Source organism: Mycobacterium sp. IDR2000157661 (assembly GCF_022317005.1).
GTDB lineage: Bacteria > Actinomycetota > Actinomycetes > Mycobacteriales > Mycobacteriaceae > Mycobacterium.
Window position 1 is genome coordinate 699,506 of the sequence record NZ_CP081006.1, and the last position, 26,980, is coordinate 726,485.

A 26,980-nucleotide genomic window follows, 5' to 3' on the forward strand; every position below is an offset into this window, starting at 1 on the left:
CGCCTCGATTCTCACTGACCCGTCGCCTTCGCGATGATCTCCTTCGACACGGTCGCCGGTACTTCGGCGTACGAGTCGAACACCATGGAGTAGTTCGCCCGGCCCTGGGTCTTCGACCGAAGGTCGCCGACGTAGCCGAACATCTCCGACAGCGGCACCTGCGCCTTGACGACGCGGGCACCGGCCCGCTCCTCCATGGCCTGGATCTGACCACGGCGGGAGTTCAGGTCACCGATCACTTCACCCATGTAGTCCTCGGGTGTGGTCACTTCGACCGCCATGATCGGCTCGAGGATCACCGGCTGAGCGGCCTGGGCGGCCTTCTTCAGCGCCTGTGAGCCCGCTACTTTGAACGCCATTTCCGACGAGTCCACCTCGTGGTACTGGCCGTCGAGCAGCGTCACCTTGAGGTTGACCAGCGGATAACCGGCCAGCACGCCGTACTGCATCGCGTCCTGGGCGCCGGCGTCGACCGACGGGATGTACTCCCGGGGGACACGGCCGCCGGTGACCTTGTTCTCGAACTCGTAGGTCGCCCCGTCCTCCCCCTTGAACGGCTCGACGCTGATGATGACCTTCGCGAACTGTCCGGAGCCACCCGTCTGCTTCTTGTGGGTGAACTCGACCTTCTCCACCGGGCGCTTGATGGTCTCGCGGTAGGCCACCTGCGGCTTGCCGACGTTGGCCTCGACCTTGAACTCGCGCTTCATCCGGTCGACGAGGATGTCGAGGTGCAGCTCGCCCATTCCGCCGATGACGGTCTGGCCGGTCTCGTCGTCCTGGTGGACCTTGAACGTCGGGTCCTCCTCGGCCAGCTTCTGGATCGCCGTGCCGAGCTTCTCCTGGTCGCTCTTGGTCTTCGGCTCGATGGCCACCTCGATCACCGGATCGGGGAAGGTCATCGACTCCAGGACGACCTGCTCGTTCGGGTCGCTCAGGGTGTCACCGGTGGTGGTGTCCTTGAGGCCGATGACGGCGTAGATGTGCCCAGCCGAGGCCCGGTCGACCGGGTTCTCCTTGTTGGAGTGCATCTGGAACAGCTTGCCCAGCCGCTCCTTCTTGCCCTTGGTCGCGTTGATGACCTGCGAACCGGACTCGACGGTGCCCGAGTACACGCGCACGTAGGTGAGCTTGCCGAAGAACGGGTGCGTCGCCACCTTGAACGCCAACGCCGAGAACGGCTCGTCGACGGACGGGTTGCGGGTGACCTCCTCGTCCTCCTTGCCCGGCACGTGGCCCACGGCAGGCGGCACGTCCAGCGGCGAGGGCAGGTAGTCGATGACCGCGTCGAGCATGGGCTGCACGCCCTTGTTCTTGAACGCGCTGCCGCACAGCACGGGGTAGGCCTCCGAGCTGATGGTCAGCTTGCGGACCGCACCCTTGATCTCCTCGACCGACAGGTCCTCGCCGCCCAGGTACTTCTCCAGCAGCGCCTCGTCGGTCTCGGCGACGGTCTCGAGCAGCTTGGTGCGGTACTCCTCGGTCTTCTCGGCCAGCTCGGCGGGGATCTCGACGACGTCGTACTTCTCGCCGAGCTTGGCCTCGGCGCTCCACACCTTGGCCTTCATCTCGACCAGGTCGACGACGCCCTCGAAGTCGCTCTCCGAGCCGATCGGCAGCTGGAGCGGGATGACGTTGGCGCCGAGACGCTCCTCCATGGTGCGCACCGAGAAGTAGAAGTCGGCGCCCAGCTTGTCCATCTTGTTGACGAAGCAGATGCGCGGGACGTCGTACTTGTCGGCCTGGCGCCACACCTGCTCGGACTGCGGCTCCACGCCTTCCTTGCCGTCGAAGACGGCGACGGCGCCATCGAGGACACGCAGCGACCGCTCCACCTCGACGGTGAAGTCGACGTGGCCGGGGGTGTCGATCAGGTTGATCTGATGGTCGTTCCAGAAGCAGGTGGTCGCGGCCGAGGTGATCGTGATCCCTCGCTCCTGCTCCTGCTCCATCCAGTCCATCGTGGCGGCGCCGTCGTGGACCTCACCGATCTTGTAGGAGATACCGGTGTAGTAGAGGATCCGCTCGGTGGTCGTGGTCTTACCGGCATCGATGTGGGCCATGATGCCGATGTTGCGGACCTTGTTCAGGTCGGTAAGCACGTCCTTCTGTGCCACAGAAGTCTTCTCTTTCGCTTGGTAGTTGCTGTTGTTGGCTACGCCGGCGGCCACACTGCGCGCCGGCGGCGATCACCAGCGGTAGTGCGCGAAGGCGCGGTTGGCCTCGGCCATCTTGTGGGTGTCCTCGCGCCGCTTGACTGCGGCACCCAGGCCGTTGCTGGCGTCGAGGATCTCGTTCGCCAGGCGTTCGATCATGGTCTTCTCGCGGCGCTGCTTGGAGAAGCTCACCAGCCAGCGCAGGGCGAGCGTCACCGAGCGGTCCGGCCGCACCTCGACCGGAACCTGGTAGGTGGCGCCGCCGACGCGGCGGCTGCGAACCTCGAGGGCCGGCTTGACGTTGTCCATGGCCCGCTTGAGGGTGACGACCGGATCGGTGCCGGTCTTCTCGCGAGCCTGCTCGAGCGCACCATAGACAATGCGTTCGGCGAGCGATTTCTTCCCGTCCAGCAGAACCTTGTTGACCAGCTGGGTGACCAGTTGCGACCCGTACACCGGGTCGTTGACCAACGGACGCTTGGGCGCGGGTCCCTTGCGCGGCATCAGCTCTTCTCCTTCTTCGCGCCGTAGCGGCTGCGGGCCTGCTTGCGGTTCTTGACACCCTGGGTGTCCAGCGAGCCGCGGATGATCTTGTAACGCACCCCCGGCAGATCCTTCACACGACCGCCACGCACGAGCACCATCGAGTGCTCCTGCAGGTTGTGGCCCTCGCCCGGGATGTAGGCGGTGACCTCGACCGCGCTGGTCAGCTTCACGCGCGCGACCTTGCGAAGCGCCGAGTTCGGCTTCTTCGGGGTGGTGGTGTACACGCGGGTGCACACGCCACGGCGCTGCGGGCTGCCCTTGAGGGCCGCGGTCTTCACCTTGGCGACCTTGTCGCGGCGACCCTTGCGGACCAGCTGGTTAATGGTTGGCATCTACCGGCTTTCTGTGTTGCTCTTCTGGTTGCTCTTCAGTTCTCAAGTCTCTGTACTGCTGTTTCGACCCGTCCGCGTACCCCGCGATCGGGTGTGTCGCACGCACCCGCCTGAGGCAATTCGAAGGCTTTGCCTCAATGTCAGGGCACGGCGACATGCGAATTGGCCCGGCGTGCAGGCACGCTTCGCAGGTCTATTTGGTGACCGCACCCGCGATGCGCCTTATCTGCCAGGCACGATCGTCCACGATACCAGCCAGCGGTCAGCGCTCCAAACCCGTCGGAATCAGCCTAACCGCAGGTCAGGTCTACTTCCGCTGTGGATGCGTCAAGCGCCGCTCAGCGCCTCTCCATTCCGGAGGCCAGCCGCAGCACCATGTCGGTGAACACCAAGTCGGTGTCGATGCCGTTCATCACTCCGGTCATCTCCAACAGCACGAAGCCGTGCATCGCCGACCAGAACTCCAGCGCCGCATAGAACGCGTTCTCACCCTCGAGTCCGTAGGACGCCAGCACCGAGATGACCGGTGCCGCGGCGGCCCGTGTCGCATCGGTGAACTCGGGGTCGTCCCCGCCGAGCGGCATCCGGGTGAACGCCGAATAACGCCCCGGATGGTGATGGGCGTAGCTGCGGTAGGCGCTCGCCATGACCATCACCGCGTCGTCGCGGGTCCGGCCCTGCCCCACCGTGTTGAGCATGTCGATGATGTCCCCGACGACGCGCATCCGCACCGTCCGTCGCAGGTCGTCGAGGCTGGTGACGTGGTTGTACAGCGATGGGCCCTTGGTGCCGAGCTGGGTTGCCAGCGCGTTGATCGTCAACGCGTCCCAGCCCTCCCGGTCGAGGAACGTCAGTGCGGCGTTGACGATCGAGTCACGGCTGAGCCGCGATGCTCGTCGGCCGGTGCCGACGGATGCCGACGGCCGGGCGACATCCGAGGTCTGCTCCGGCGGTGTCATGTATGGGCTCGCCCTTCGGGTCGCTGATGCTCCGCGAGAAAACTAACACCTCTAGTTTCCGCGGACTCAGTTGACGCGCTCCTGACTGAGCTCGGCGAGTTGCTCGGTGACCGAGCACAGTTCGGGCAGTGTCGAGGGGTTCATCGTCTGGATCGACCAGGTGATGACGTCGCCGCCCTTGGCCACGTAGAAGCTGCAGGCGTTGGCGTCGGAGGCCTTGAACCCCTTGTTGCCGTCGACCGACAGCTCGGTCAGCGTGCGGCCGGCCTGTTGTTCGAGCTTGCGCTCGGTGTCCATGTCGCTGCCGCGGTACCACCACGTCGAGATGCCCATCCCCGCGCCGACGGTGCCGAACATCGAGTTCTCCTGCCAGAAGCAGCCGGCATCGCTGACCACGGCCGGACTGAACTCGGCGCCGCCCGCCGCGTCGGCGATGTCGGCGTCGGTGATGCCGTTGCAGTCGACGCTGTCGAACCCACCACCCGGCGCGGACGGTGACGGCGCTGCGGGTGGCCGATTCTCACCCGAACCGCAGCCGGCCAGCAGCACGCACACCGCCGCCGCGACGGTGGTGGTATATCGCAACCGCACGGTCACATCTCCGCCCGCAGCGTGGCCGACAGCAGCTCCTCGGCCTCGGCGCAGGGATCACCGGCCGACCGGCCGCGGAACTGCACCCACCAACTCAGCACGCCGCTGCCTGCGGCCGCCGTCGCCGAGCACGCCGCGCCGGTGATGTCGCGGCGCGCCGTGAACGCCTCGTGGCGCTCGACGACGATGTCGGTGACCTCGGCGCCACGCTCGGCGGCCACCGTGCGCTCGCGGTCCAACGTGCCCGATTCGAACCACGAGTAGGTGGCATCGACCGTCTCCTCGCCACGGAACAACACGTACTGACAGACCGCGCCGCTGTACGGGCGGGTCACCCCGTCGGCGCCGAGAGTCTCCTGCACGGTCTCGTCGACGAGCAGGCCGCAGCGGTCGTCGACGTAGCCGTAGCTGCGGTCCGGGTCGGGGACCTCCGGGCGGGCCCGCAGCGCGCTTCCGTCGACGGTTTCAGCACACCCTGCCACCGTCACCACCGCCACGATCGCCGTGACAGCAATCGGACCGAACCGCCAACGCATCGCCGCTCACGCTACCCAGCGCGCCGCCCGATGGCGACTCGGCCGAACCTTGCCGAGACCAAGGCTCGACGACGTACGCTCTCCTCCATGACGTGGACTGTTGTAGCCCGGTCACTTGCGGCATCCACCTTCGCGTTTCCGCTGCTCGTGGCCGCTCCCGGCGCACAGGCGGAACCGGTGGTCTGCTACCCGCTGGCGCGCAACTGCGCCGACACCGGCGTCGTCGGTAGCCACCGGGGGACCGACACCCACATCACGGGTATCGGCATCGTCGAGACCATCGACTGCAAGAACTCCACGCTGCTCGTCAACGGCGCCAACAACCAGATCACCGCGCTCGGGAGCTGCTGGGCGGTGACCACGCAGGGCAACAACAACATCGTGGTGGCCGACAACGTGGTCAACGACATCACGGTCTACGGCTGGGATCAGACGGTGCTCTACAAGAACGGAGCCCCGTTGGTGTGGGACCGCGGCCGCGAACTGGGCATGACCAACCGCATCAACAAGGTGCCGGCGTGAGGACCCGCGGTTACGCCGCCGCGGCCGCCGTCGCCGCCGTCGTGCTCGCCGGCTGCGGGTCGGAGAGTTCGGACAGTCCGACTCCGACCGCGACCGCCGGAGACGAGGGCGCCCAGGTCGAGGTCGGCAACACCATCAACTACGGCTCGTTCGGCACGACGGCCGACATCGACTGCGCCGACGGCAAGTCACTGAACATCGGCGGCTCGAACAACACGCTGACCGTCAAGGGCACCTGCGCCAGCGTCAACATCGGCGGCGCCGACAACAAGGTCACCTTCGAGCGGGTCGAGCAGGAACTGTCCGTCGTCGGCCTGAACAACACCGTCACCTATCAGGAAGGTGACCCAAGGGTCAACGACACCGGCGCCAACAACACGATCAGCAGGGCCTAACCCTCACCTGACGAACGTGGACCCAGTCACGCGCTCGCGCCGTGACGGCCGGCGCCGGCGGCGAACCGCGCCGCGCCCTCCAGTGATTCGGCGGCGACGCGCGACATGCTGCCGAACTCGAAATCCATCGCCTCGGCCTCGGCTCGCCCCCACTGGTTGAGCATCGACAACCGGTCGGCGCGCATACACTGCTGCGGCAACCCGGCCAGTTCGGCGGCGAGTTCCTCGGCATGTTGGCGCGCTTCACCTTTGGGCACCACGCGGTTGGCCAGTCCGATCGACAGCGCTTCGGCGGCGTCGACGGCACGTCCGGTCAGGATCAGGTCCATGGCGCGACTGTGCCCGATCAGCCGCGGCAACCGCACGGTGCCGCCGTCGATCAACGGCACACCCCACCGGCGGCAGAACACGCCCAGGACCGCGTCCTCCTCGACCACCCGCATGTCGCACCACAACGCCAGTTCCAGCCCGCCGGCGACGGCGTAGCCGCTGACCGCCGCGATCACCGGCTTGGACAGCGCCATGCGGCTCGGACCCATGGGGCCCGGACCGCTGCGATGGACGGGGTTGGCGTCGGGGGTGCCGAACGCCTTGAGATCGGCTCCGGCGCAGAAGGTTCCGTTGTCGCCCCACAGCACGGCCACCGAGGCCGAGTCGTCCTTGTCGAACTCGTCGAACGCGGCGTACAGCTCGGCCGCGGCGGGGCCGTTGACGGCGTTGCGCGCCTCCGGACGGTTCATGATGACCGTCGTCACCGGGCCGTTGCGCTCGACCCGCACTCCACCACCGGTCATGTCGCCTCCATCAGTTCGTCACGTCGCGTGAGCGACAATCCGGCACCATCGCGCCGCATGGACAACTCCGCGGCGAAGTCATTGTAGGAACCCCGCAACCGCGCACCGGGCCAGTCGTCGGGCAGCAGTTCGGCGGGCAGCACCGGATCGGTCAGCAGGTGGCGCACCGACGCGGCCGCGACGACGAACCGCCCGGGAACGTCGGCGGCCGAATCCATCTCGGCCAGCAGCCGATGTCCGGTACGCGCCCACCGCGACAGGTCCCAAAGCCGGCGGGCCAGGTCAGCGGGGTCGGCGTCGCGCGATCGCAGTACCCGCACCCGGCGGTGCACCTCGGCAGGCACCTCCGCTGCCAGATTGTCGGGTCGCATCCACACCCCTTCCCGCAGTTCCCCGAAGCGGCTGTCGTGCAACATGTTCCGCAAGCCGGCCCGGGTACGTGCGTCGACGCCCACGCTGGTCACCACCAGCGTCGTCCACTCGCCGTGCCAGTCGCGAAGCCGCGGGTCGATCGCCTCGTCCTGACGACGCTGACGGGCCAGGAGCCGGTCCGACAATCGGTAGCCGTCCTGGGACCGCACCAGATCACCGCCGGCGACCATCCGCGTCAGCGCCACCCGCACCGTGGGCTCCCTGATGTCGAAATCGGCCGTGAGCCGGATCAATTCGCTAGCGGTGGCCCACGCCGGATGCGCACCGAGCAGCACGCTCAGCACGACGGAGCGCGCCGTCATCCGCGACAGCGACTTGGCCATTGCGGCGCTACACCCCGGACGTCCTGCGGCCGTGGTCGCCGAACGGTTCGTCACGCTGGCGCACCGCCTCGCGGAACCCGTGCTCGCGGGACTGCGCGACGAACGCGTGACCTTCGGGCGTGTGGCGCGCGACGCCGTCGAACACCGTCGAGATCATCGCGCTGTTGGCCACGCCCTGGTTGAGCAGTGCCGAGTTCATCGCCAGCTTCACCATGATCAGTTGGTTGATCGGCACGCGGGCGATCCGCTCGACCAGCCGCTCGGTGCGCTCGTCGAGATCCTCAGCCGACGGCGCCTCCACCGCCAGCCCCCACTTGGCCGCCTGCGCCCCGGTGATCGAATCACCGGTCAGCAAAAGGCGTTTGGCACGCTGATCACCGAGCCGGTGTGCCCACATCCCCGCTGCGGGCACGCCCCACACCCGGGTGGGCGGATACCCGATCTTGGCGTCGGCGGCCGCGATCACCTGGTCGGCGTGCAGTGCGATGTCGGTGCCGCCCGCCACGCAGTAGCCGTGGATCTTGACCACCGTCGGCTTGTCGCAGTGCAGCAGGCTGGAGAAGCCGCGGACGAAGCGGCTCATCATCTGGTAGTCGATCATCGGGTCCCACGGCTGATCGGGCAGATGGTTGATCGCCTGCCTGCGGCCCGACAGCACGGTGTCGCGGTACGGGCTGCCGCCACCCGCCGACGAGGAGCCCTCGGCGTAGGCGGACAGGTCGAAACCCGCGCAGAAGCCCTCTCCGCGACCGGAAACCAGGATCACGTGCACGTTCGGGTCGAGGTCGGCCCGCTCCACCAACGCCGACAGTTCCAAGGGAGTGTCGGCGACGATCGCGTTGCCCTTCTCGGGCCGGTTGAAGGTGATGCGCGCGACCCGGTCGGTGACCTCGTACGTCATCGTCTTGAGGTCGTCGAAGTCGACGGGCCTGATCGCGTGCGTCACGCCGTCATCTCCCTCTTGCGCCGAAATAGCATTCCTGGCTGTGAAACAGCCGTCGTGACCGCCCGGAATGCTATTCCGCGGAGGCCCGTCATCCCTTGACCAGCGCCCGCTCGAGGATCGGCGCCAGGTCGAGGCCGGTCGGCAACGTTCCGAACGCACCGCCCCAGGCTTTACCCATCCGGGTGGCCAGGAACGCCTCGGCGACGGCCGGATGCCCGTGGCGCACCAGCAGCGAACCCTGCAACGCCAGGCTGATGTCCTCGGCGACCTTGCGCGCCCGGTACTGGATGGTCTCGAGGTCGCCCAACTCGGGCCGCAGCGCGTCGACGTGGCCGTCCAGTCGCGGATCCGAACCGGCCGTCGACGCCAGTTCGTCGAACAGCACGTCGATGCACTCCGGCCGGGTCGCCATGGCGCGCAACGTGTCCAGTGCGCTCACGTTGCCCGACCCCTCCCAGATCCCCATCAGGGGCGCCTCGCGGTACAGCCGCGGCATGCCCGAGTCCTCGACATAGCCGTTGCCGCCGAGGCATTCCATGGCCTCAGCCGCGTGCGGGGTCGCCCGCTTGCACACCCAGTACTTTGCGGCGGCCAGCCCGATCCGGCGCAGCAGCGTCTCGCGCTCGTCGCCGCGCACGGCGGCGTCGGTGGCGCCGGCCATCCGCATCGCGATGATGGTGGCCGCCTCCGCCTCGACCGCCAGGTCGGCCAGCACGTTGCGCATCAGCGGCTGGTCGATCAGATACTCGCCGAACGCCTTTCGGTGCTGGGCGTGGTGGATCGCCCGGCTCAGGCCGGTGCGCATGCTCGTCGCGCTGCCCAGGGTGCAGTCCAGCCGGGTGAGGTTGACCATCTCGATGATGGTCGGCACACCGCGACCCTCCTCGCCCACCAACCAGGCCGTGGCGCCGTCGTACTCCACTTCGCTGGAGGCGTTGGCATGGTTGCCGAGCTTGTCCTTCAGCCGCTGCAGGAACATCCGGTTGCGGCTGCCGTCGGGCAGAATCCGTGGCAGCAGGAAGCAGCTCAGGCCGCCGGGCGCCTGCGCGAGCACCAGGAAGATGTCACACATCGGCGCCGAGGTGAACCACTTGTGACCCCGCAGGGAGTAGCTTCCGTCGCCATTGGGCGTCGCCTCGGTGGTCCCGGCGCGCACGTCGGAGCCGCCCTGCTTCTCGGTCATGGACATCCCCGCGGTGATACCGGCCTTCGCGGTCGGCACCGTCAGCTCGGGGTCGTAGTCCCGGCTCACCAGCAGCGGCTCGTACACCGCCGCCAACTCGGGGTTGGTGCGCAGCGCGGGGACGACGGCGTAGGTCATCGAGATCGGGCAGATGTGCCCCGGCTCGGGCGTCCACACCGAGGTCTTGGCCGCGCGCACGACGTGTGCACCGGGCCGCTCGTCGGCCCACGGCGCGGCGTGCAGGCCGTGCCGGATCGCGACGGTCATCAGCTCGTGGTAGGCGGGGTCGTACTCGACCTCGTCGACGCGGTGACCGTACCGGTCATGGGTGTGCAGCACCGGCCGGTTGCGGTCGGCGAGCTCGCCCCAGCGCTGCGCCTGCCGCGAACCCGAGAGCGCGCCCAACTCGGTGACCTCGTCGAGGCCCCACTGCCCGCCCTCGCGGATCAGCGCCTCGACGAGAACCGGCGAGGTCGCCGGGTTGTGGTCCTCCAGCGGAGGGGTCTGATTGGTGACGACATGCGTGTCTGCGGACGCAAGGAGCGATGGGGCTTCAGCCATGGCAACTACTATTACATTTTCGCCGACGACTGCACAAGATACGTAATGCGATCACTTCGCCGACTCGCGGTCAGCTGCGGCCGCCTCACGTTCTGCGGCTTTGACGTAGAGGGAGCGACCGAGCACCCCGCTCAGCCCGAAGGCGATGGTGCTCATCACCAGCACGAGGCATCCGGCAGCCAGCACCGTCTCGTCGACACCCATGCGCTCGGCCTCCAAGGTGAGGTAGAACAGCGCCGACACCCCGACCGGGCCGAACCACCCGAGGTAGAGGGCATCGCGCGTCTGCAGTCGCAGTGGACGCCGGAGCAGCAACAGGATCGGGATGCGCCGCAGCACCAGGATGGCGAGCGCCAACACGACCGCCCGCCAGCCCAGCTCGAACCAAGTGGCCCACGGCAGCGTCGCCCCGAGGATCACGAACAGCGGCAGGACGGCGAACCGGTTGATGGCCTCGTCGATGGGCACCTCCGCCGCCCGTTCCCGACCGGTCCCGACCAGGTTGAACGCCAGACCGCCGACGAACACCGCGAGGACGCCGTCGGTGTGCACGAGGCCGGCAACGCCGAGTATTCCCAGTGCCAGCACCAGGGTGAAGAACAACGCGGGCGCCGAGGCGGTGGCGCCGTACCGGTCTCCCCACTTCAGCGCCAGTCCCCCGGCCGACCCCATCCCGGCGCCGACCGCGACCGCTCCCAGTACCTGCCACAGGGATTCTCCGAGCGCGGCACCGGCGCCCAGGCCTCCGGCGACGGCGATCGCGGCCAGGACGAGCGGCAATGCCAACCCGTCGTTGGCACCGGACTCCAACGACAGCAGCCGTCGGTCGTGGGCAGGCAGATCCCGCTCGGCGTCCTCACCGGTCACCACGCTTGACGCCAGCACCGGGTCCGTAGGACAGATCGCGGCGCCCAACAGAACCGCTGCGGCGAGCGGAATCGAGAGCACCAGCCAGCCCAGCGCAGCCGACACCATCGCCATCACCGGCATCGCGACCAGCAGCAGCAGAGTCACCGGACGCCAGCAGCGCCGCACGTCGGCGAACGGGTATCGCAGCGCCACCGCCATCACCGACACCGCAAGCAGGATGCGGCTCGCCTCGTGCAGCAGCGAATGTGCTTCGGTGATCGGCGGCAAGCGGAACACGTCGAACACCTGGGGGCCGATCAGGACCCCGGCGACCAAACCCAACAGCGGTTCGGAGATCGGCAGCCGGCGCATCTTGGCTGACAGCGCCGCGACGACCACCCCGAGGATGCCCACGGCGGTGAGTACGATGTCGACTTCCATGGCCTAACCGTTCCCGTTCAGCCGCCGAAGAATCACCCCGCGCTGCCGAGTCAGCGACTGTCGAGTTCGGCGACCTCCCGGCGAAGCGGCGCGGGCTCGACAGACTCCGGTTCGGCCGGTTGCGGCACGGCAGGCTCGGGCGCCCAAGGTTCCGCCGCGACGGGTTGCGGCTCGGCAACGGGCATCTGCACCGGTTCCAAGTCGATCGGGCGCATCGCCCGGGCATGACGCCAGGCTTCGTATCGCTTCACGGCGAGCATCACCGCGGCCGCCAACGCCCACCCGAGCAGGATGTCGATGACGTAGTGCTCGGCGGTGTAGACCAGCGTGAAGGCCATCACGAGCACATAGGCGGCGAGTAGGGGACGCCATCCCCGGTGCACGCGACGCCACAGGAACGCGGCGATCGCCGCGGTCATGCCCGCGTGCAGCGACGGGATCGCCGCCACGAGGTTGACGCTGGCCTGGCCCGCGTCGAGCAGTGCGCTGGCGGTGTGCATGTTGAGGTTGCCCCAGCCGCGGCCGACGATCCGCTCGATCCACGGGTTCGCGCCCTCCTGACTGGACTGCATCGCCCCGAGCAGACCACCGTCGGGCACTCCGCGGGCCGAGCGGAACATGCATCGCACGCTGGCCGGCCCCCCTTCCACGTCGGCCGGCGTGCAGCGAGCCGCTGCCCACGGCGGCGCGGCCGGCACCAGGGCGTAGATCGACAACCCCACGAAGTTCAGCCCGACGAACAAACGCACGAACGATTTCCACTCCTCGCGGTCCCGCAGCCAAAGAACCGCAGCCACCACATACGGGAGGATGAAGAACGACATGTAGACGCAGCTGCTGACGACCTCCCACCACGGCGGCTGCGGTTGCTTGAGCTGCTCCTGCAGCCACACCGTCGGCACCGTCCCGAAGAACAGCCAGCGATCGGCATCGGCCGGCCACTCCCACAGCGTCGGGCGGCCGATCATGTCCGCCGCTCCCCTGCTCAGGTCGTAGGCGATGAGCACCAGCGCGAACGGCAGCCAGTCGCGGACGACGTAGAGCATGCGCCGGCCCCGCCCGATGCTGGCCGCCAGCAGTCCCGTGGCGATGTAGAGCAGCAGCAGCTCGCGGTTGAAGGCGAATCCGAGGGTGACGGTCCGGTAGACGATGACGGTCGCCCACACCGCGACGGCGATCCACCGCACGATGGTGAGCCGGCTGGCCCGCACCTCGGCGCTCGACGCCACAACTGGCGACTCGTCGATCGCGGCCATATTCGATGAATCTAGTTCACCGTCGCGTCACCGACAGTTCGTGGGTGGTTCGGTTAGCGGATCGTGATCAGCCGAGGTGGTCGCGCAGAAACGCGATGTCGTCCTTGCGGCCCTCGTCCGAGGTTTCGCAGATGACGGGCGCGTCGGCCGCCTCGACCACGGCGACGAGCAGCTGCGGGTCGATCTGGCCGGTGCCGAAGTTGGCGTGCCGGTCGGCACCCGAACCCGCCGCGTCGCGGGAGTCGTTGCAGTGCACCAGGTCGATGCGCCCGGTGATCGCCTTGATGCGGTCGACGGCGTCGATGAGCGCCTCACCGGCCGCCCACGCGTGGCAGGTGTCCAGGCAGAAGCCGATGCCCTTGTCGCCGATGTGGTCCCACAGCCGCGCGATGACGTCGAAGTGCCGGGCCATCGCGTGGTCACCGCCTGCGGTATTCTCCAGATAGACCGGCACGTCGCTCTCCAGGTAGTCCAGCGCCTTGACCCAGCGCTCGAAGCCGGCCTCCATGTCGTTGTCGTCGGCGTGCCCGCCGTGCACGATGACCGCCGTCGCGCCCACCTCGGCTGCCGCGTCGCAGGTGTCCTGCAGGATCTTGCGCGACGGGATGCGGACCCGGTTGTTGGCCGAGGCGACGTTGATCAGATACGGCGCATGCACGTACAGCGGCATGGTGGCCGCCCTGAGCGCCTCGGCGTCCTCGCGTGGCTTGGGTTTCTTCCAACTCTGCGGGTTGCCGAGGAAGAACTGGACCACATCTGCGCCGTCGGCCGCGGCGTCGGCCAGCGGGTCGTCTCCGTGAACATGGGAACCGATAAGCACGGAGCCGAGTCTAGGCGTGCGGTGTGACCGGACAAATCGCGCCGAGGTCGACGAAATGGCGCGATCTACTCGCACTTTCTCGCCCAAACGTCGGTTTGGGCGAGAAAGTGCTAGCGGTAGTCCTACCGATAATCCGAGTAGCCGTAGTCGTCCAGCGGCACCGCGGCACCGGTGGCCTGGCCGAAGTCCGGGCTGTAGTACTGATCCTCGTACGACGGGATCGTGTACGCGGCGGCCCTGGCCTCCTCGGTCGGCTGCACCTGGATGTTGCGGTAGCGGCTGATGCCCGTACCGGCCGGGATCAGCTTGCCGATGATCACGTTCTCCTTCAGACCGTTGAGCTTGTCGCTGCGGCAGTTGATCGCCGCATCGGTCAGCACGCGAGTGGTCTCCTGGAACGACGCCGCCGACAGCCACGAGTCGGTGGCCAGCGACGCCTTCGTGATGCCCATCAGCACCGGGCGACCCGCCGCGGGCTCGCCGCCCTCGGCAACCACCCGACGGTTCTCCGACTCGAACTCGGCACGCTCGGTCAGCGAGCCGGGCAGGAACTCCGTCGAACCCGAGTCGATGATCGTGACGCGACGCAGCATCTGCCGGACGATCACCTCGATGTGCTTGTCGTGGATCGACACACCCTGAGCGCGGTAGACCTCCTGGACCTCCTTGACGAGGTGGATCTGCACCTCGCGGGGGCCCTGGACACGCAGCACCTCGTGCGGGTCGGCGGAGCCTTCCATCAGCTGCTGGCCCACCTCGACGTGGTCACCGTCAGCGAGCAGGCGTTCGGTGCCGTCGTCGTGCTTGAACACCTTGAGGCGCTGACGACGAGACAGCTTGTCGTACACCACTTCCTCGCCACCGTCATCGGGGACGACGGTGATCTTGTAGAAGCGCTCACCCTCTTCGAGGCGCACCCGTCCGGTGACGTCGGCGATCGGCGCCTTGTCACGCGGCACGCGGGCCTCGAACAGTTCCTGCACGCGCGGCAGACCACCGACGATGTCGCTGCCACCGGAGACGCCGCCCTGGTGGAACGTACGCATCGTCAGCTGCGTGCCGGGCTCGCCGATGGACTGCGCGGCGACGATGCCGACCGCCTCGCCGATGTCGACGAGCTTGCCCGTCGCCATCGAACGGCCGTAGCACATCGCGCACACGCCGGTGCCCGTCGCGCAGGTCAACACGGAGCGGACCTTGACCTCGGTGATGCCCGCGGCCAGCAGCGCCTCGATCGCCGGGTCGCCGAGGTCGTGGCCACGCTCGACGACGACGTTGCCGTCGGAGTCGACCGCGTCGGTGGCCAGGGTGCGGGCGTAGGCCGACGTCTCGATGTGCTGATCGCGCACCAATCCGTCGACGCCGGGCTCGGCCAGCTTCACCAGCACACCGCGCTCGGTCTCGCAGTCGGTCTCGCGAACGATGACGTCCTGCGACACATCGACCAGACGACGGGTCAGGTAGCCCGAGTCGGCGGTACGAAGCGCCGTGTCGGCCAGGCCTTTTCGCGCGCCGTGGGTGTTGATGAAGTACTCCAGCACCGTCAGGCCCTCACGGAACGAGGACTTGATCGGCCGCGGGATGAACTCACCCTTCGGGTTGGTCACCAGGCCCTTCATACCGGCCAGCGTCCGCGTCTGCGTGAAGTTACCGGTCGCACCGGAGTCGACGATCGTGATGATCGGGTTGTCGCTGGGGTAGTGCTCCCGCAGCGCCTTACCGACCTCTTCGGTCGCGTCCTGCCAGATCTTGACCAGGGCCTCGTTGCGCTCGTCGTGGTTGAGCGCACCGCGCTGGTATTTCTTCTCGATCCCGTCCGCTTCCTTCTCGTAGCGGTCCAGGATCTCCTGCTTCTGCGGCGGCACCAACACATCGGCCATGGAGACCGTGACACCCGAACGCGTGGCCCAGTAGAAGCCGGCGTCCTTGAGCTTGTCCACGGTCTGCGCGACCACGATCATCGGGTAGCGCTCGGCCAGGTCGTTGACGATGCGCGCCTGCACCTTCTTGTGCATCTGCTCGTTGACGAACGGATACCCCTGCGGCAGAAGCTCGTTGAAGAGCACCCGACCCAGCGTGGTCTCGGCGGTCCAGGCGTCGCCCGGCTTCCAGCCCTCGTCGCCGAACAGCTCGGCCTCCAACTCGACCGGCGGACGCAGCTGCGTCAACCGCACCCGGATCTTGGCCCGCACGCTCAGCGCGCCGCGGTCCATCGCCATGATCGCCTCGGCGGGCGAGCTGTACACACCGGACTCCGGCTGATCCTTTGCGGCCGCGGTGTATTCGCCGGTGTCGCCGTCGATCATCGTCGTCAGGAAGTACAGCCCGGTCACCATGTCCAGACGCGGCATGGCCAGTGGACGGCCCGACGCCGGCGACAGGATGTTGTTGCTCGACAGCATCAGGATGCGGGCCTCGGCCTGCGCCTCCGCGCTCAGCGGCAGGTGCACGGCCATCTGGTCACCGTCGAAGTCGGCGTTGAACGCTTCGCAGACCAGCGGATGCAGCTGAATCGCCTTGCCCTCCACCAGCTGCGGCTCGAAGGCCTGGATGCCGAGGCGGTGCAGCGTCGGTGCGCGGTTCAGCAGCACCGGGTGCTCGCCGATGACCTCTTCGAGGACGTCCCACACCTGCGGGCGCTGACGCTCCACCATCCGCTTGGCGCTCTTGATGTTCTGCGCGTGGTTCAGGTCGACCAGCCGCTTCATCACGAACGGCTTGAACAGCTCCAGCGCCATCAGCTTGGGCAGACCGCACTGGTGCAGCTTGAGCTGCGGGCCGACCACGATGACCGAACGGCCGGAGTAGTCGACGCGCTTGCCGAGCAGGTTCTGGCGGAACCGGCCCTGCTTGCCCTTCAGCAGATCCGACAGCGACTTCAGCGGACGGTTGCCCGGTCCGGTGACGGGCCTGCCCCGACGTCCGTTGTCGAACAGCGCGTCCACCGACTCCTGAAGCATGCGCTTCTCGTTGTTGACGATGATCTCGGGCGCACCCAGATCGATCAGCCTCTTGAGCCGGTTGTTGCGGTTGATGACGCGGCGGTACAGGTCGTTGAGGTCCGACGTGGCGAAACGGCCGCCGTCGAGCTGGACCATCGGGCGCAGCTCCGGCGGGATCACCGGCACTGCGTCGAGGACCATGCCCATCGGCGAGTTGCTGTTGCTCTGGAACGCCGCGACCACCTTGAGCCGCTTGAGGGCGCGAAGCTTCTTCTGCCCCTTGCCGTTCTTGATGACGTCGCGCAGTTCGTCGGCCTCGGCGTCGATGTCGAAGTTCTCGATCAGCCGCTTGATGGCCTCGGCGCCCATCGCACCCTGGAAGTACTCGCCGTAGCGGTCCTGCAGTTCGCGGTAGAGCACCTCGTCGACGATGAGCTGCTTGGGCGCCAGCTTGGTGAAGGTGTTCCAGATCTCCTCGAGCCGGTCCAGCTCGCGCTGGGCCCGGTCGCGAGTCTGGCGCATCTCACGCTCGCCGCCGTCGCGCACCTTGCGGCGCACGTCGCTCTTGGCGCCTTCCTTCTCCAGCTCGGCCAGGTCGGCCTCGAGCTTCTGGCTGCGCTCGGCCAGGTCGAGGTCACGCTGGTCCTCGACGGCCTTGCGCTCGACGACCATCTCGGCCTCGAGCGTGGACAGCTCGTTGTGGCGCATCTCGTCGTCGACGTCGGTGATGACGTAGGCGGCGAAATAGATGATCTTCTCGAGATCCTTGGGCGCCAGGTCGAGCAGATACCCGAGCCGCGACGGCACACCCTTGAAGTACCAGATGTGCGTGACGGGCGCAGCCAGCTCGATGTGGCCCATCCGCTCACGGCGCACCTTGGCGCGGGTCACCTCGACGCCGCAACGCTCACAGATGATGCCCTTGAAGCGGACGCGCTTGTACTTGCCGCAGTAGCACTCCCAGTCGCGAGTCGGTCCGAAGATCTTCTCGCAGAACAGGCCGTCCTTCTCTGGCTTCAACGTGCGGTAGTTGATGGTCTCCGGCTTCTTGACCTCGCCGTAGGACCACTGACGGATGTCGTCGGCGGTGGCGAGACCGATGCGGAGCTCATCGAAGAAGTTGACGTCTAGCACGTAACTCCCTTTCCCCTTTCGGGATTAGCGGCGCTTGTGGTTCTTCGCGCAAGCGCTCATCACACCAAGTAACTACTTAAGCCAAATCTTCTACAGAAGCAGATTCGTTGCGGGACAGGTTGATTCCGAGGTTCGCGGCAGCCCGCTCCAAGTCCTCGTCGTCACCGTCGCGCATCTCGATCGCGGCGCCGTCACTGCTCAGCACCTCGACGTTGAGGCACAGCGACTGAAGTTCCTTGAGCAGCACCTTGAACGACTCCGGAATGCCCGGCTCGGGGATGTTCTCGCCCTTGACGATCGCCTCGTAGACCTTGACCCGCCCGACGGTGTCGTCGGACTTGATGGTCAATAGCTCCTGCAGCGTGTACGCCGCGCCGTAGGCCTGCATGGCCCAGCACTCCATCTCGCCGAACCGCTGGCCGCCGAACTGCGCCTTACCGCCCAGCGGCTGCTGGGTGATCATCGAGTACGGGCCGGTGGAGCGGGCGTGGATCTTGTCGTCCACCAGGTGGTGCAGCTTGAGGATGTACATGTAGCCGACCGTCACCGGGTACGGGAACGGTTCGCCACTGCGGCCGTCGAACAGCTCGGCCTTGCCGTCGTCGTTGACGAGCTTGTCGCCGTCGCGGTTGGGCAACGTGGCCGACAGCAGGCCCTGCAGCTCGTTCTCGCGGGCGCCGTCGAACACCGGCGTCGAGACGATGCTGCCCGGCTCGGACTCCATCAGCTCCTCGGGCAGGGCGCTGGCCCAGTCCGGCGATCCGTTGATCTTCCAGCCGGCCTTGGCCACCCAGCCCAGGTGCGTCTCGAGGATCTGGCCGATGTTCATGCGACGCGGCACACCGTGGGTGTTGAGGATGATGTCCACGGGCGTGCCGTCGGGCAGGAACGGCATGTCCTCGACGGGCAGGATCTTGCCGATGACGCCCTTGTTGCCGTGGCGTCCGGCCAGCTTGTCGCCGTCGGAGATCTTGCGCTTCTGCGCGACGTAGACGCGGACCAGCTCGTTGACACCGGCTGGCAGCTCGTCGTCGTCCTCGCGGGAGAACACCCGGATGCCGATGACCTTGCCGGATTCGCCGTGCGGCACCTTCAGCGACGTGTCGCGCACCTCGCGCGCCTTCTCACCGAAGATCGCACGCAGCAGCCGCTCCTCCGGGGTCAGCTCGGTCTCACCCTTCGGGGTGACCTTGCCGACCAGGATGTCGCCGTCGCGGACCTCGGCGCCGATGCGGACGATGCCGCGCTCGTCGAGGTCGGCCAGCACCTCATCGGAGATGTTCGGGATGTCCCGGGTGATCTCCTCGGCGCCCAGCTTGGTGTCGCGGGCGTCGATCTCGTGCTCCTCGATGTGGATCGAGGTGAGCACGTCCTCCTCCACCAGACGGTTGGAGAGGATGATCGCGTCCTCGTAGTTGTGGCCCTCCCACGGCATGATCGCGACGAGCAGGTTCTTGCCCAGCGCCATCTCGCCGTTCTGGGTGCACGGACCGTCCGCGACGACCTGGCCGGCCTCGACCCGCTCGCCGGCGTCGACGATCGGGCGCTGGTTGGCGCAGGTGCCGTGATTGGACCGGGCGAACTTGCGCATCCGGTAGGTGTGCCGGGTGCCGTCGTCGGCCATCACGGTGATGTAGTCGGCGGAGACCTCCTCGACCACCCCGGCCTTGTCGCTGACGACGACGTCGCCGGCGTCGATCGCGGCGCGCAACTCCATGCCGGTGCCCACCAGCGGTGCCTCGCTGCGCACCAGCGGAACCGCCTGGCGCTGCATGTTGGCACCCATCAGGGCGCGGTTGGCGTCGTCGTGCTCGAGGAAGGGGATCATCGCCGTCGCGACCGACACCATCTGGCGCGGCGAGACGTCCATATAGTCGACCTCGGTGGAGGAGACGTATTCGACCTCGCCGCCCTTACGGCGCACCAGGACGCGCTCTTCTTCGAAGCGGCCGTCGGCGTCGATCGGCGAGTTGGCCTGCGCCACGACGTGGCGGTCCTCCTCGTCGGCGGTCAGGTACTCAATGTCATCAGTGACGACACCGTTCTTGACCTTGCGGTACGGCGTCTCGATGAAGCCGAACGGGTTGACCCGGGCGTACACCGACAGCGATCCGATCAGGCCGATGTTCGGGCCCTCGGGCGTCTCGATCGGGCACATGCGGCCGTAGTGGCTGGCGTGCACGTCGCGGACCTCGAGGCCGGCACGCTCACGGGACAGACCGCCGGGGCCCAGCGCCGAGAGGCGACGCTTGTGGGTCAGGCCCGACAGCGGGTTGTTCTGGTCCATGAACTGGCTCAGCTGCGAGGTGCCGAAGAACTCCTTGATCGCCGCCACGACGGGACGGATGTTGATCAGGGTCTGCGGCGTGATCGCCTCGACGTCCTGAGTCGTCATGCGCTCACGCACGACGCGCTCCATGCGCGACAGGCCGACCCGGATCTGGTTCTGGATCAGCTCGCCGACGGTGCGCAGGCGACGGTTGCCGAAGTGGTCGATGTCATCTACTTCAACAGGGACCTCGACTCCGCCAGGAACGGTCATCACCATCTGGCCGTCGTGCAGGCGGACCAGGTACTCGATGGTTGCGACGACGTCCTCTTCGGTCAGCGTGGACGTGGTGATCGGCTCACCGGCGTTCAGGCCGAGCTTCTTGTTGACCTTGTAGCGGCCGACGCGAGCCAGGTCGTAGCGCTTCTCCTTGAAGAACAGGTTCTCCAGCAGGGTCTGCGCCGACTCCTTGGTCGGCGGCTCGCCCGGGCGCAGCTTGCGGTAGATGTCCAGCAGGGCCTCGTCGGTGCCCGCGGTGTTGTCCTTCTCCAGCGTGCTCATCATGATCTCGCTGAAGCCGAAGCGCTCGGTGATCTGCTCGTTGGTCCAGCCCAGCGCCTTGAGCAGCACGGTGACCGGCTGACGGCGCTTGCGGTCGATGCGAACGCCGACGGTGTCGCGCTTGTCGACGTCGAACTCCAGCCACGCGCCGCGGCCGGGGATCACCTTGACGCTGTGCAGCAGCTTCTCGGTGGACTTGTCGATGGTCTCGTCGAAATACACGCCCGGCGAACGGACCAGCTGGGACACCACGACACGCTCGGTGCCGTTGATGATGAAGGTGCCCTTCTCGGTCATCATCGGGAAGTCGCCCATGAAGACCGTCTGGCTCTTGATCTCACCGGTGTTGTTGTTGATGAACTCGGCCGTGACGAACAGCGGCGCCGCGTACGTCATGTCCTTGTCTTTGCACTCGTCGACGGGTGCCTTGACCTCGTCGAAGCGCGGATCGGAGAAGGACAGCGACATCGAACCGGAGAAGTCCTCGATCGGCGAGAGCTCGGTGAGCACCTCTTCGAGGCCGCCAACGGGCGTGACCTCGCCGCGCTCCTTGGCCTTCTCCCGCCAGGCCTCGGAGCCGATCAACCACTCGAAGGACTCGGTTTGAACGTCGAGAAGCCCGGGAACCTCAAGGGGCTCACGGAGCTTTGCGAAGGAAATTCGGTTCGGTGCCCCGGGGACGGAGTTTTTCGTAGCTTCTGCTGTTTTGCTCTGGCGAGAGACTGCCAAGATGCATCCTTCCAGCACCTCAAGCGACTGTCGGGTGAGCCGGTGAGCACCGGTCCGTCTGCCGCGTTATCTGCGTCGGTTCGGCTGGCCACTCACGACCACGAACTTCCCGAACAAACGGCACGCGACTAGATCACTGAGCGGGGCTCAGGCTAGGACACCGGTGTCAGATGCGGGTTTAGGTGGGCAGGACGCAGCCAGCGCAACGTCCAACAGTACCGCAGGACGGCGTATTCCTCAACCAGCGCGTGCGAGGGCAGATCGGGCGCTGGCTGGCGACTCGATACTTCTCTACCCGTCCACACATTGCTGCGAAATAGATTGGCCCCTCGAAGCCTTCCCGTCAAGAGATAACACGCTGTTCGCTGTGGAGTTCTGCGTCGAATCGACGTCGGATCGCGCCGTCAGGCCGCGATCGAGTCCTCGCAGCCACCCGCCACACCCATCGAGGCCGCGACGCAGATCGGCTCGAAGGTGAAGATCCAGTTGCCGAGCGCGACGAACGGCTGCAGGAAGTTCAGCGGGAACCACTTGGTCAGCGAGTTCGGCAGCGCGACGGCGGTCGCGTCGCCTCGCGGCGTGTCGATCGACACCTTCTGGCCCGGATCGAGATACACACCCTGATCTTGCGTTCCAGCGAACATGTCGTTGACCCAGCCGACCATGATTCGTTCGGCGGCCACTACGTTGCGCGGCTTCGAGAAGCCCGACACCAACTGCTGCGCAAACTGGATCAGCGGGTTGCCGCCACGCATCGTGTCGACGTGGGCGCCGTCGACGAGGGTCACGCCGATGAAGGCGTTCGGGCGTGCCTGCTGCAGCGCGGCGCTGCCGACCCCGAACTGATTCCAGAAGTACTTGGGTGCCGCCAGCTGGTAGATCGGGATGGTGTCGGGCACGTCGTCGAGTGAGAGCGCCATCGCGCCGTCCTCTAGGCCGACGCCGTCGAGCAGCACCACCCCGGCCAGCCGATCGATGCTGCTGTCCTGGGCCATGAAACCGGCTGCACCCGACACGGCCCCGCCGCCCAGGGAGTGCCCCATCAGCACGACACGATCCGGCACCGGACCCGAATAACCCGCGGCGAGCGCGCTGTTCGCCAGTGCGGGATTGCCCTCGTCGAACAGGCTCGCAATGGCTTCGTGCATCGGTGCAGCCCCGAGCCAGCACGCGTCCGCGGCCAGGAAGTTCGACGTGATCGAGGGCGCCACCACGATGCTGTTGGTCTGTTCGGCCAGGGCCGCGGCGGTGTGGCTGTACCACGGTCCGCTGGCCAGGAAGCCGTGCTGCAGGTAGATCAGCCGCTCCGGCGGCTGGTCCTTGACCGCCTTCGGTACGTACCAGTCGGCCGTCACCTCGATGGTGTCGCCATCGTCGCAGCCGCAGTTCAGCACCAGGCTCGAGCTGCGCACGGTGACCGTGCTGTTGGCAGGCAGGATCGGGGGTCCGCCCAGCAACCGGGTCGCCATGCCATAGAGGTTGAACACGATCGTGCCGATCACCCGGATGATGCCGGGGATCTGCGGCGCGGTCGCCGTCGCGTTGACGGCTGCCGTCGGCGCTGCGGCGAAGGCCACCGCCTGCACCTCGGGGGTTTCCGCGGCGTCGGCGGCGTTGTCGATGACGACCGTCATGCGCTGGTGCCCGGCCGGTTCACCGATCTCCGCCTGCTGGTCCTTCTCGACCACGGTCTCGGTCTCAGGTTCGACGGCGACGATGCGCGCGTACTGGGGCGCAGTGGTGGGTTCCGGCTGCGCCGGTGTGACCGTCACCCGGTCTGTGCCGCCGCTGTCGGAGTCGTTCTTCTCGATGTCGTTGTTCTCGGTGACGCGCTCCACCGGACGGCCTTCGGCGTCAGCCGTGGTCTCGGTCTCGCCTGCCGCGTTCTCGGTGTCCTCGTCGACGGAGTCGGCGGGCTCCTCCTCCACGGGCTCTTCGCCCGACTTCTCCTCGTCGGTGCCGCTTCCCTGTTCCGTCTGCGTGTCACCGGGAGTCGGCGCGGCGGAGTCGCCATCGATTCCGACGGTGGACTTGGTGTCGTTTCCGACGGTCGAGTCGGTGTCGTTCCCGACAGCGGACCTGGTTTCCGACGACTCGGACGAGCCCTGGCCGCCGGCGCTTGACGCGTCATCGGCGATCGCCACGCCCGCGCCCGCGACCATGGCCGCCGACATGCCTGCCGTTATGACGCCCGCACTCACCCACACCAGAAACCGGTCGACCATGACCCCTCCTGTTCGACAACCCGAGCAAGATAACGCGCGTTGTCAGCACCGCGAGGCGTTTCGGCCGCCCCACGTGGACTCACCGGCGACGTTTCGGCGAAAGTTCGCTTACACCGCGACAGTCGCCGTCGGGTACTGCCCGGTGCGCAGGATCGGGCCCCGCACCCCGAGTTGCTTGGCCCGGTCGAACAGCTGGTCGTACTCAGCGTCGCTGACGACCTGATCGCGGGTCAGGATGTAGCCGCTGAACCGGCTGGGATCGCTGACGATGGCCCAGCTGTAGTCGGGTGCGTAGTCGAGGATCCAGTAGTTGCCCGGCTCGTTGGCGGAGGGCTGGCCGAAGAAGAAGCCGACGTTGAGCCGGGTGTTGGAGGCGTTCACCGGGACCGCGGAACCGACGATGGTCGACTTCAAGCCGTTGGGGGTGAAGTAGTACCCCGAGTTCTCCACCCGGATCGAGCCGTCGGCATTCAGGCTGTACTGCGCCTTGGTGTTGACCAGGCCGATGGAGAAGAACTGCGGCACACTGCCCTGCTCGTACCAGGTGCCCAGGTAGTCCTCGACCGTCACCGGCGGCGGTGCCGGCAACGTGGCGGCGGTCGCCTCGCCCATGACGAAGTCCTTGTTGCCCCCGTCGTAGGCGATGGGGGTCTCTCCGTCCGGTCCGTAGATGCCGTAGAGGGGCCCCTCGATCGTCTCCGAGTAGGTCGTGTTGCCGGCATAGATGTCGTTGACCCACCCGGTGGCCAGCGTGCGCACCGCGGCCTTGGCGCCCGGCGGGGAGGGGCGCACGACGATCGAGCTCAAGACCTCGGCAAGCTGCGCGAACAGGCTGTCACCCGCGATGACGTCGGTATGCGAGCCGTTGCGGATCTGCAGGCCGTTGAACCGGAGCGGGTAGGTCGCCACCATCGTCTCGGTGGTCACGTCCCAGGCGTTCCACCGCTGCGGCGGCGCGGAGATCTGATAGACGGCGATCTCGGCATCGTCGAGTGCCTGCAGCGAGTCGGTGAACAGCGGTGCCCGCGAGACGCCGTCGAACATCACCACCCCGAGCAGGTTGTCCTCCTGGGGTGTGTCGACGATGAGCGCGCCCACCGCGGTGGCGAAGTTGCCGCCGGCGGAGTGGCCGGTGAGGAGGAACTTCTCGGGCAGCGGGCCGTCCAGCCCTGCGTTGTTGGCGCTGACGGTCAAGGCGGAGCGCGAGCCCTGGAACATCGAGGCCGCCGCCTCCCGAATGGCCTCCCCGCTCAGGACGCAGCCCGGGCACAGTGGGCTTTCGAACGACGGGATGGTGGGCGCGACGACGATGCTGTTGGTCTCCTGCGCCAGCGCCTGAGCCATGTCCGAGTACCACGGGTTGAAGCCCAGGAACCCGTGCTGCAGCCAGACCAGGCCGTTGGCCTGCACGGTGCCGTCGGCCTGGGTGGGGAAGTACCAGGTGGCCGGCGCGGCGTACCCGTTGTCGCCGACCGGGATGTCGAGCGCGGCCCTGCCCGTGCGCACACCGGTGACGCCGTTCGAGTACACCGGCCGCACGACCGGCTGGTCGGGGTCCAGCCCGTTGCTGCCGGTGTTGATCGGGGTGGGCAGGATGCTGAAGCCGAACAGGCTGCCGACGGCGTCGATCACCGAGGTGAGGACTCTGCCGCCGAAGGAGAGCTGGTTGGCCACGGGCGACGGCAGCGCCAACGCCGCGGCGGGGCCCATGATGATCTGCTGGTTGGCCGCCGCGTAGAAGCCGTACTGCGGCGCCGACGGCGTCGAGCCGACGTACATGTCGTTGATCCACCCGGTGCTCAGCGTGTACACCGCGGCGGTGTTGCCCGCAGGCACCCGGCCGGTCACGAGTTGCAGCACGAGGTCGAACAGCGGGTTGACGCCCATCATCGAGTCCACGTGCGAGCCGCCGGCCAGCACCACCCCGGTGAACTGTCCGGGCAGGGCGCTCAACAGCGCGTTCGTGGTGGCGCCGAAGGCGTTCCAGGCCTGCGCAGGCGCGGCGATCTGGTAGATCGGCTTGCCTGCGGCCTCGAGCACGTCGACCTGTTGGGTGAAGCTGCCGTCCATCGCGCCGTTGGAGACGCCGTCGAACATGAGCACGCCGACGAAATCGGCATCCTGGGCGTCGGTGCCGTCGTTGAGGTAGTCCGAGGCCACCGCGGTGGCGAACCCGCCGCCCGCGGAGTGGCCGGCCAGCACGAACTTGCCCATCAGGGCATCGGTGGAACCGGTGTATCCGGCGGCCTCGGCACTGTTGATCAGGGCGGTGCGGTTGGGATCCAACAATGCCGCGGACGCGGCCTGCTGGCTGCTGGCGCAACTAAGGCAGCCGCCGGAGAAGGTGAACGGAATGGATGACAGCGTGGGGGCGACCACGATGCTGTTGGTCTTGGCGGCCAGTTCCCGGGCGAGTGCGGAGTAGAACGTGTTGGTGGCGCCGAAGCCGTGCTGCAGCCAGATCACGCCCTGGGCGTCCACGCTGCCGTCGGCCTGGGTCGGGAAGTACCAGTCGGCGGCCACGGAGTTGCCGATGAAGGCGCCCGGGATCACCAGCCGGGAATGGCCGACCTGCACGCCGGTCACGCCGTTGGTGGCCCCTGGCAGGAGCGGGGCCGCCTGCTCGGCAACGGCCTGCGTGGTGCGACCGGCAGGAACCGTGCTTGGCGGCGGGGTGACCGGCGCTGGATTCAACAGCCGCGCCGTTCCGGTGAGCAGGTTGAGCACGATGGAGCCGAGGACGTCGGTGGGCGAGCGCGCGGGCGCGGGCTCCGGGGCCTGGACGAGGGCAGTCGATTCCACTGACGGCAGATCGAACGCGTCCATGGTGCGTGCCGCGGGCATCGCCGGTTCCGGCGCGGCGATGGTCGCGGCGGCGGCGAAAGCGACCGCCGGATCGAGCGTTTCGGGTGCCGACGGAACGGGTTCCGACGTCACCCGCCCAGCCTCGGGCGCCGGGCTCGGGGACCAGGTGGAGAACGCCTGCGTTGACGGGTCCTCGACGGTCGGGTCGGATCCGTCCTTGCGCGTGTCGGTGGTCTGGTCGGACATGTCGACCGGCGCCTGGGGGGTGGGCTGCGCCCCGACGCCATCCGCTTCCTCGACCGGGGCTTCGGTCTCTTCGGTTTCCTCCTCGACGAGTTCGTCGGGCTCGTCGCCATCGACGTCGGCCCCGGTGTCGGTGCCCGTTTCGTCGTCGTCGCCGGCCCCGGTGTCGTCACGCAGCGGGTCGGCGCCCGGTGCGTCGGTGTCCGGGTCGGTGCCGGCATCGGTGTCCGGGTCGGGGTCGGCGGCCTCGGAGTCGTCGTCGCGGGACTGCGACGCCGTCGTGCCGTTGGCATCCGAGCCGCCCTCCGTGCTGGCGGCCGCCAACCCGGTTCCACAGGTCAGCAGCGCCGCGGTGACACCGGCCGTCACCACGCCTGCGCCCAGCCACCTGACGATCTCGTCGCTCATAGTCATAGAACCTATTGCGCAT

Annotated in this window: 19 protein-coding genes; 2 read left to right on the forward strand and 17 right to left on the reverse strand. The window is 67.5% G+C overall.

Features of this window, described 5'->3' with window-relative positions; translation table 11 throughout:
* Positions 1 to 11: 11 nt before the first annotated feature.
* From fusA to K3G64_RS04285, 6 genes are all read right to left on the reverse strand, one after another.
* Positions 12 to 2,117 (reverse strand): elongation factor G, encoded by a 2,106-nt coding sequence (gene fusA, locus K3G64_RS04260; RefSeq protein WP_238889228.1) that lies wholly within the window; start codon positions 2,115 to 2,117, stop codon positions 12 to 14.
* Between the two features lie 72 nt (positions 2,118 to 2,189).
* Positions 2,190 to 2,660 (reverse strand): 30S ribosomal protein S7, encoded by a 471-nt coding sequence (rpsG, locus tag K3G64_RS04265; protein WP_068145307.1) that lies wholly within the window; start codon positions 2,658 to 2,660, stop codon positions 2,190 to 2,192.
* Entirely contained in the window at positions 2,660 to 3,034 is a 375-nt protein-coding gene (rpsL, locus tag K3G64_RS04270) for a 30S ribosomal protein S12 (RefSeq protein ID WP_066901499.1), read from the reverse strand. Before rpsL ends, rpsG begins: the two co-directional genes overlap by 1 nt.
* A 338-nt stretch (positions 3,035 to 3,372) precedes the next feature.
* A complete protein-coding gene (locus K3G64_RS04275) occupies positions 3,373 to 3,993 on the reverse strand; it encodes a TetR/AcrR family transcriptional regulator (RefSeq protein ID WP_238889229.1) in 621 nt (206 codons plus the stop codon).
* A 66-nt stretch (positions 3,994 to 4,059) separates the two neighbouring features.
* Positions 4,060 to 4,584 (reverse strand): DUF3558 family protein, encoded by a 525-nt coding sequence (locus tag K3G64_RS04280; protein WP_238889230.1) that lies wholly within the window; start codon positions 4,582 to 4,584, stop codon positions 4,060 to 4,062.
* Positions 4,585 to 4,586: 2 nt separating this feature from the next.
* The gene (locus K3G64_RS04285; RefSeq protein ID WP_238889231.1) at positions 4,587 to 5,120 is read right to left on the reverse strand and encodes a DUF3558 domain-containing protein; all 534 of its coding nucleotides are present in this window, start codon (positions 5,118 to 5,120) and stop codon (positions 4,587 to 4,589) included.
* An 87-nt stretch (positions 5,121 to 5,207) separates the two neighbouring features.
* On the opposite strand from K3G64_RS04285, the gene K3G64_RS04290 reads away from it, so the two are divergent.
* Together K3G64_RS04290 and K3G64_RS04295 are read left to right on the forward strand one after the other, a co-directional pair.
* Positions 5,208 to 5,642 (forward strand): DUF3060 domain-containing protein, encoded by a 435-nt coding sequence (locus tag K3G64_RS04290; RefSeq protein WP_238889232.1) that lies wholly within the window; start codon positions 5,208 to 5,210, stop codon positions 5,640 to 5,642.
* Positions 5,639 to 6,037: a DUF3060 domain-containing protein gene (locus K3G64_RS04295; protein WP_238889233.1), complete on the forward strand. Its 399-nt coding sequence runs from the start codon at positions 5,639 to 5,641 to the stop codon at positions 6,035 to 6,037. The genes K3G64_RS04290 and K3G64_RS04295 overlap by 4 nt, the downstream gene beginning before the upstream one ends.
* A gap of 26 nt (positions 6,038 to 6,063) precedes the next feature.
* On the opposite strand, the gene K3G64_RS04300 is transcribed toward K3G64_RS04295, so the two are convergent.
* The 11 genes from K3G64_RS04300 to K3G64_RS04350 all read right to left on the reverse strand — a co-directional run bounded on the left by K3G64_RS04300 (position 6,064) and on the right by K3G64_RS04350 (position 26,958).
* The gene (locus K3G64_RS04300) at positions 6,064 to 6,831 is read right to left on the reverse strand and encodes a crotonase/enoyl-CoA hydratase family protein (RefSeq protein ID WP_238889234.1); all 768 of its coding nucleotides are present in this window, start codon (positions 6,829 to 6,831) and stop codon (positions 6,064 to 6,066) included.
* On the reverse strand, positions 6,828 to 7,586 hold the full coding sequence (locus tag K3G64_RS04305; protein WP_238889235.1) for a PaaX family transcriptional regulator C-terminal domain-containing protein: 759 nt from the start codon (positions 7,584 to 7,586) through the stop codon (positions 6,828 to 6,830). Before K3G64_RS04305 ends, K3G64_RS04300 begins: the two co-directional genes overlap by 4 nt.
* Before the next feature lie 7 nt (positions 7,587 to 7,593).
* Positions 7,594 to 8,532 (reverse strand): crotonase/enoyl-CoA hydratase family protein, encoded by a 939-nt coding sequence (locus K3G64_RS04310; RefSeq protein WP_238889236.1) that lies wholly within the window; start codon positions 8,530 to 8,532, stop codon positions 7,594 to 7,596.
* Between the two features lie 88 nt (positions 8,533 to 8,620).
* Positions 8,621 to 10,276 carry an acyl-CoA dehydrogenase family protein gene (locus K3G64_RS04315; RefSeq protein WP_238889237.1) on the reverse strand — a complete coding sequence of 552 codons (1,656 nt, stop codon included), beginning with the start codon at positions 10,274 to 10,276 and terminating at the stop codon, positions 8,621 to 8,623.
* Between the two features lie 51 nt (positions 10,277 to 10,327).
* On the reverse strand, positions 10,328 to 11,566 hold the full coding sequence (locus tag K3G64_RS04320; protein WP_238889239.1) for a cation:proton antiporter domain-containing protein: 1,239 nt from the start codon (positions 11,564 to 11,566) through the stop codon (positions 10,328 to 10,330).
* Positions 11,567 to 11,616: 50 nt separating this feature from the next.
* A complete protein-coding gene (locus K3G64_RS04325) occupies positions 11,617 to 12,822 on the reverse strand; it encodes a phosphatase PAP2 family protein (protein WP_238889241.1) in 1,206 nt (401 codons plus the stop codon).
* Positions 12,823 to 12,889: 67 nt separating this feature from the next.
* Positions 12,890 to 13,642, reverse strand: a complete 753-nt coding sequence (locus K3G64_RS04330; RefSeq protein WP_238889243.1) for a deoxyribonuclease IV — start codon at positions 13,640 to 13,642, stop codon at positions 12,890 to 12,892.
* Between the two features lie 122 nt (positions 13,643 to 13,764).
* Positions 13,765 to 17,718, reverse strand: coding sequence for a DNA-directed RNA polymerase subunit beta' (locus K3G64_RS04335; protein ID WP_238889245.1), 3,954 nt, complete (start codon positions 17,716 to 17,718; stop codon positions 13,765 to 13,767).
* 76 nt (positions 17,719 to 17,794) lie between these two features.
* The gene (rpoB, locus tag K3G64_RS04340) at positions 17,795 to 21,277 is read right to left on the reverse strand and encodes a DNA-directed RNA polymerase subunit beta (RefSeq protein ID WP_370647095.1); all 3,483 of its coding nucleotides are present in this window, start codon (positions 21,275 to 21,277) and stop codon (positions 17,795 to 17,797) included.
* A gap of 404 nt (positions 21,278 to 21,681) precedes the next feature.
* Entirely contained in the window at positions 21,682 to 23,502 is a 1,821-nt protein-coding gene (locus tag K3G64_RS04345; protein ID WP_238889249.1) for an alpha/beta hydrolase, read from the reverse strand.
* Positions 23,503 to 23,610: 108 nt separating this feature from the next.
* On the reverse strand, positions 23,611 to 26,958 hold the full coding sequence (locus tag K3G64_RS04350; RefSeq protein ID WP_238889250.1) for a lipocalin family protein: 3,348 nt from the start codon (positions 26,956 to 26,958) through the stop codon (positions 23,611 to 23,613).
* Positions 26,959 to 26,980: the final 22 nt, after the last annotated feature.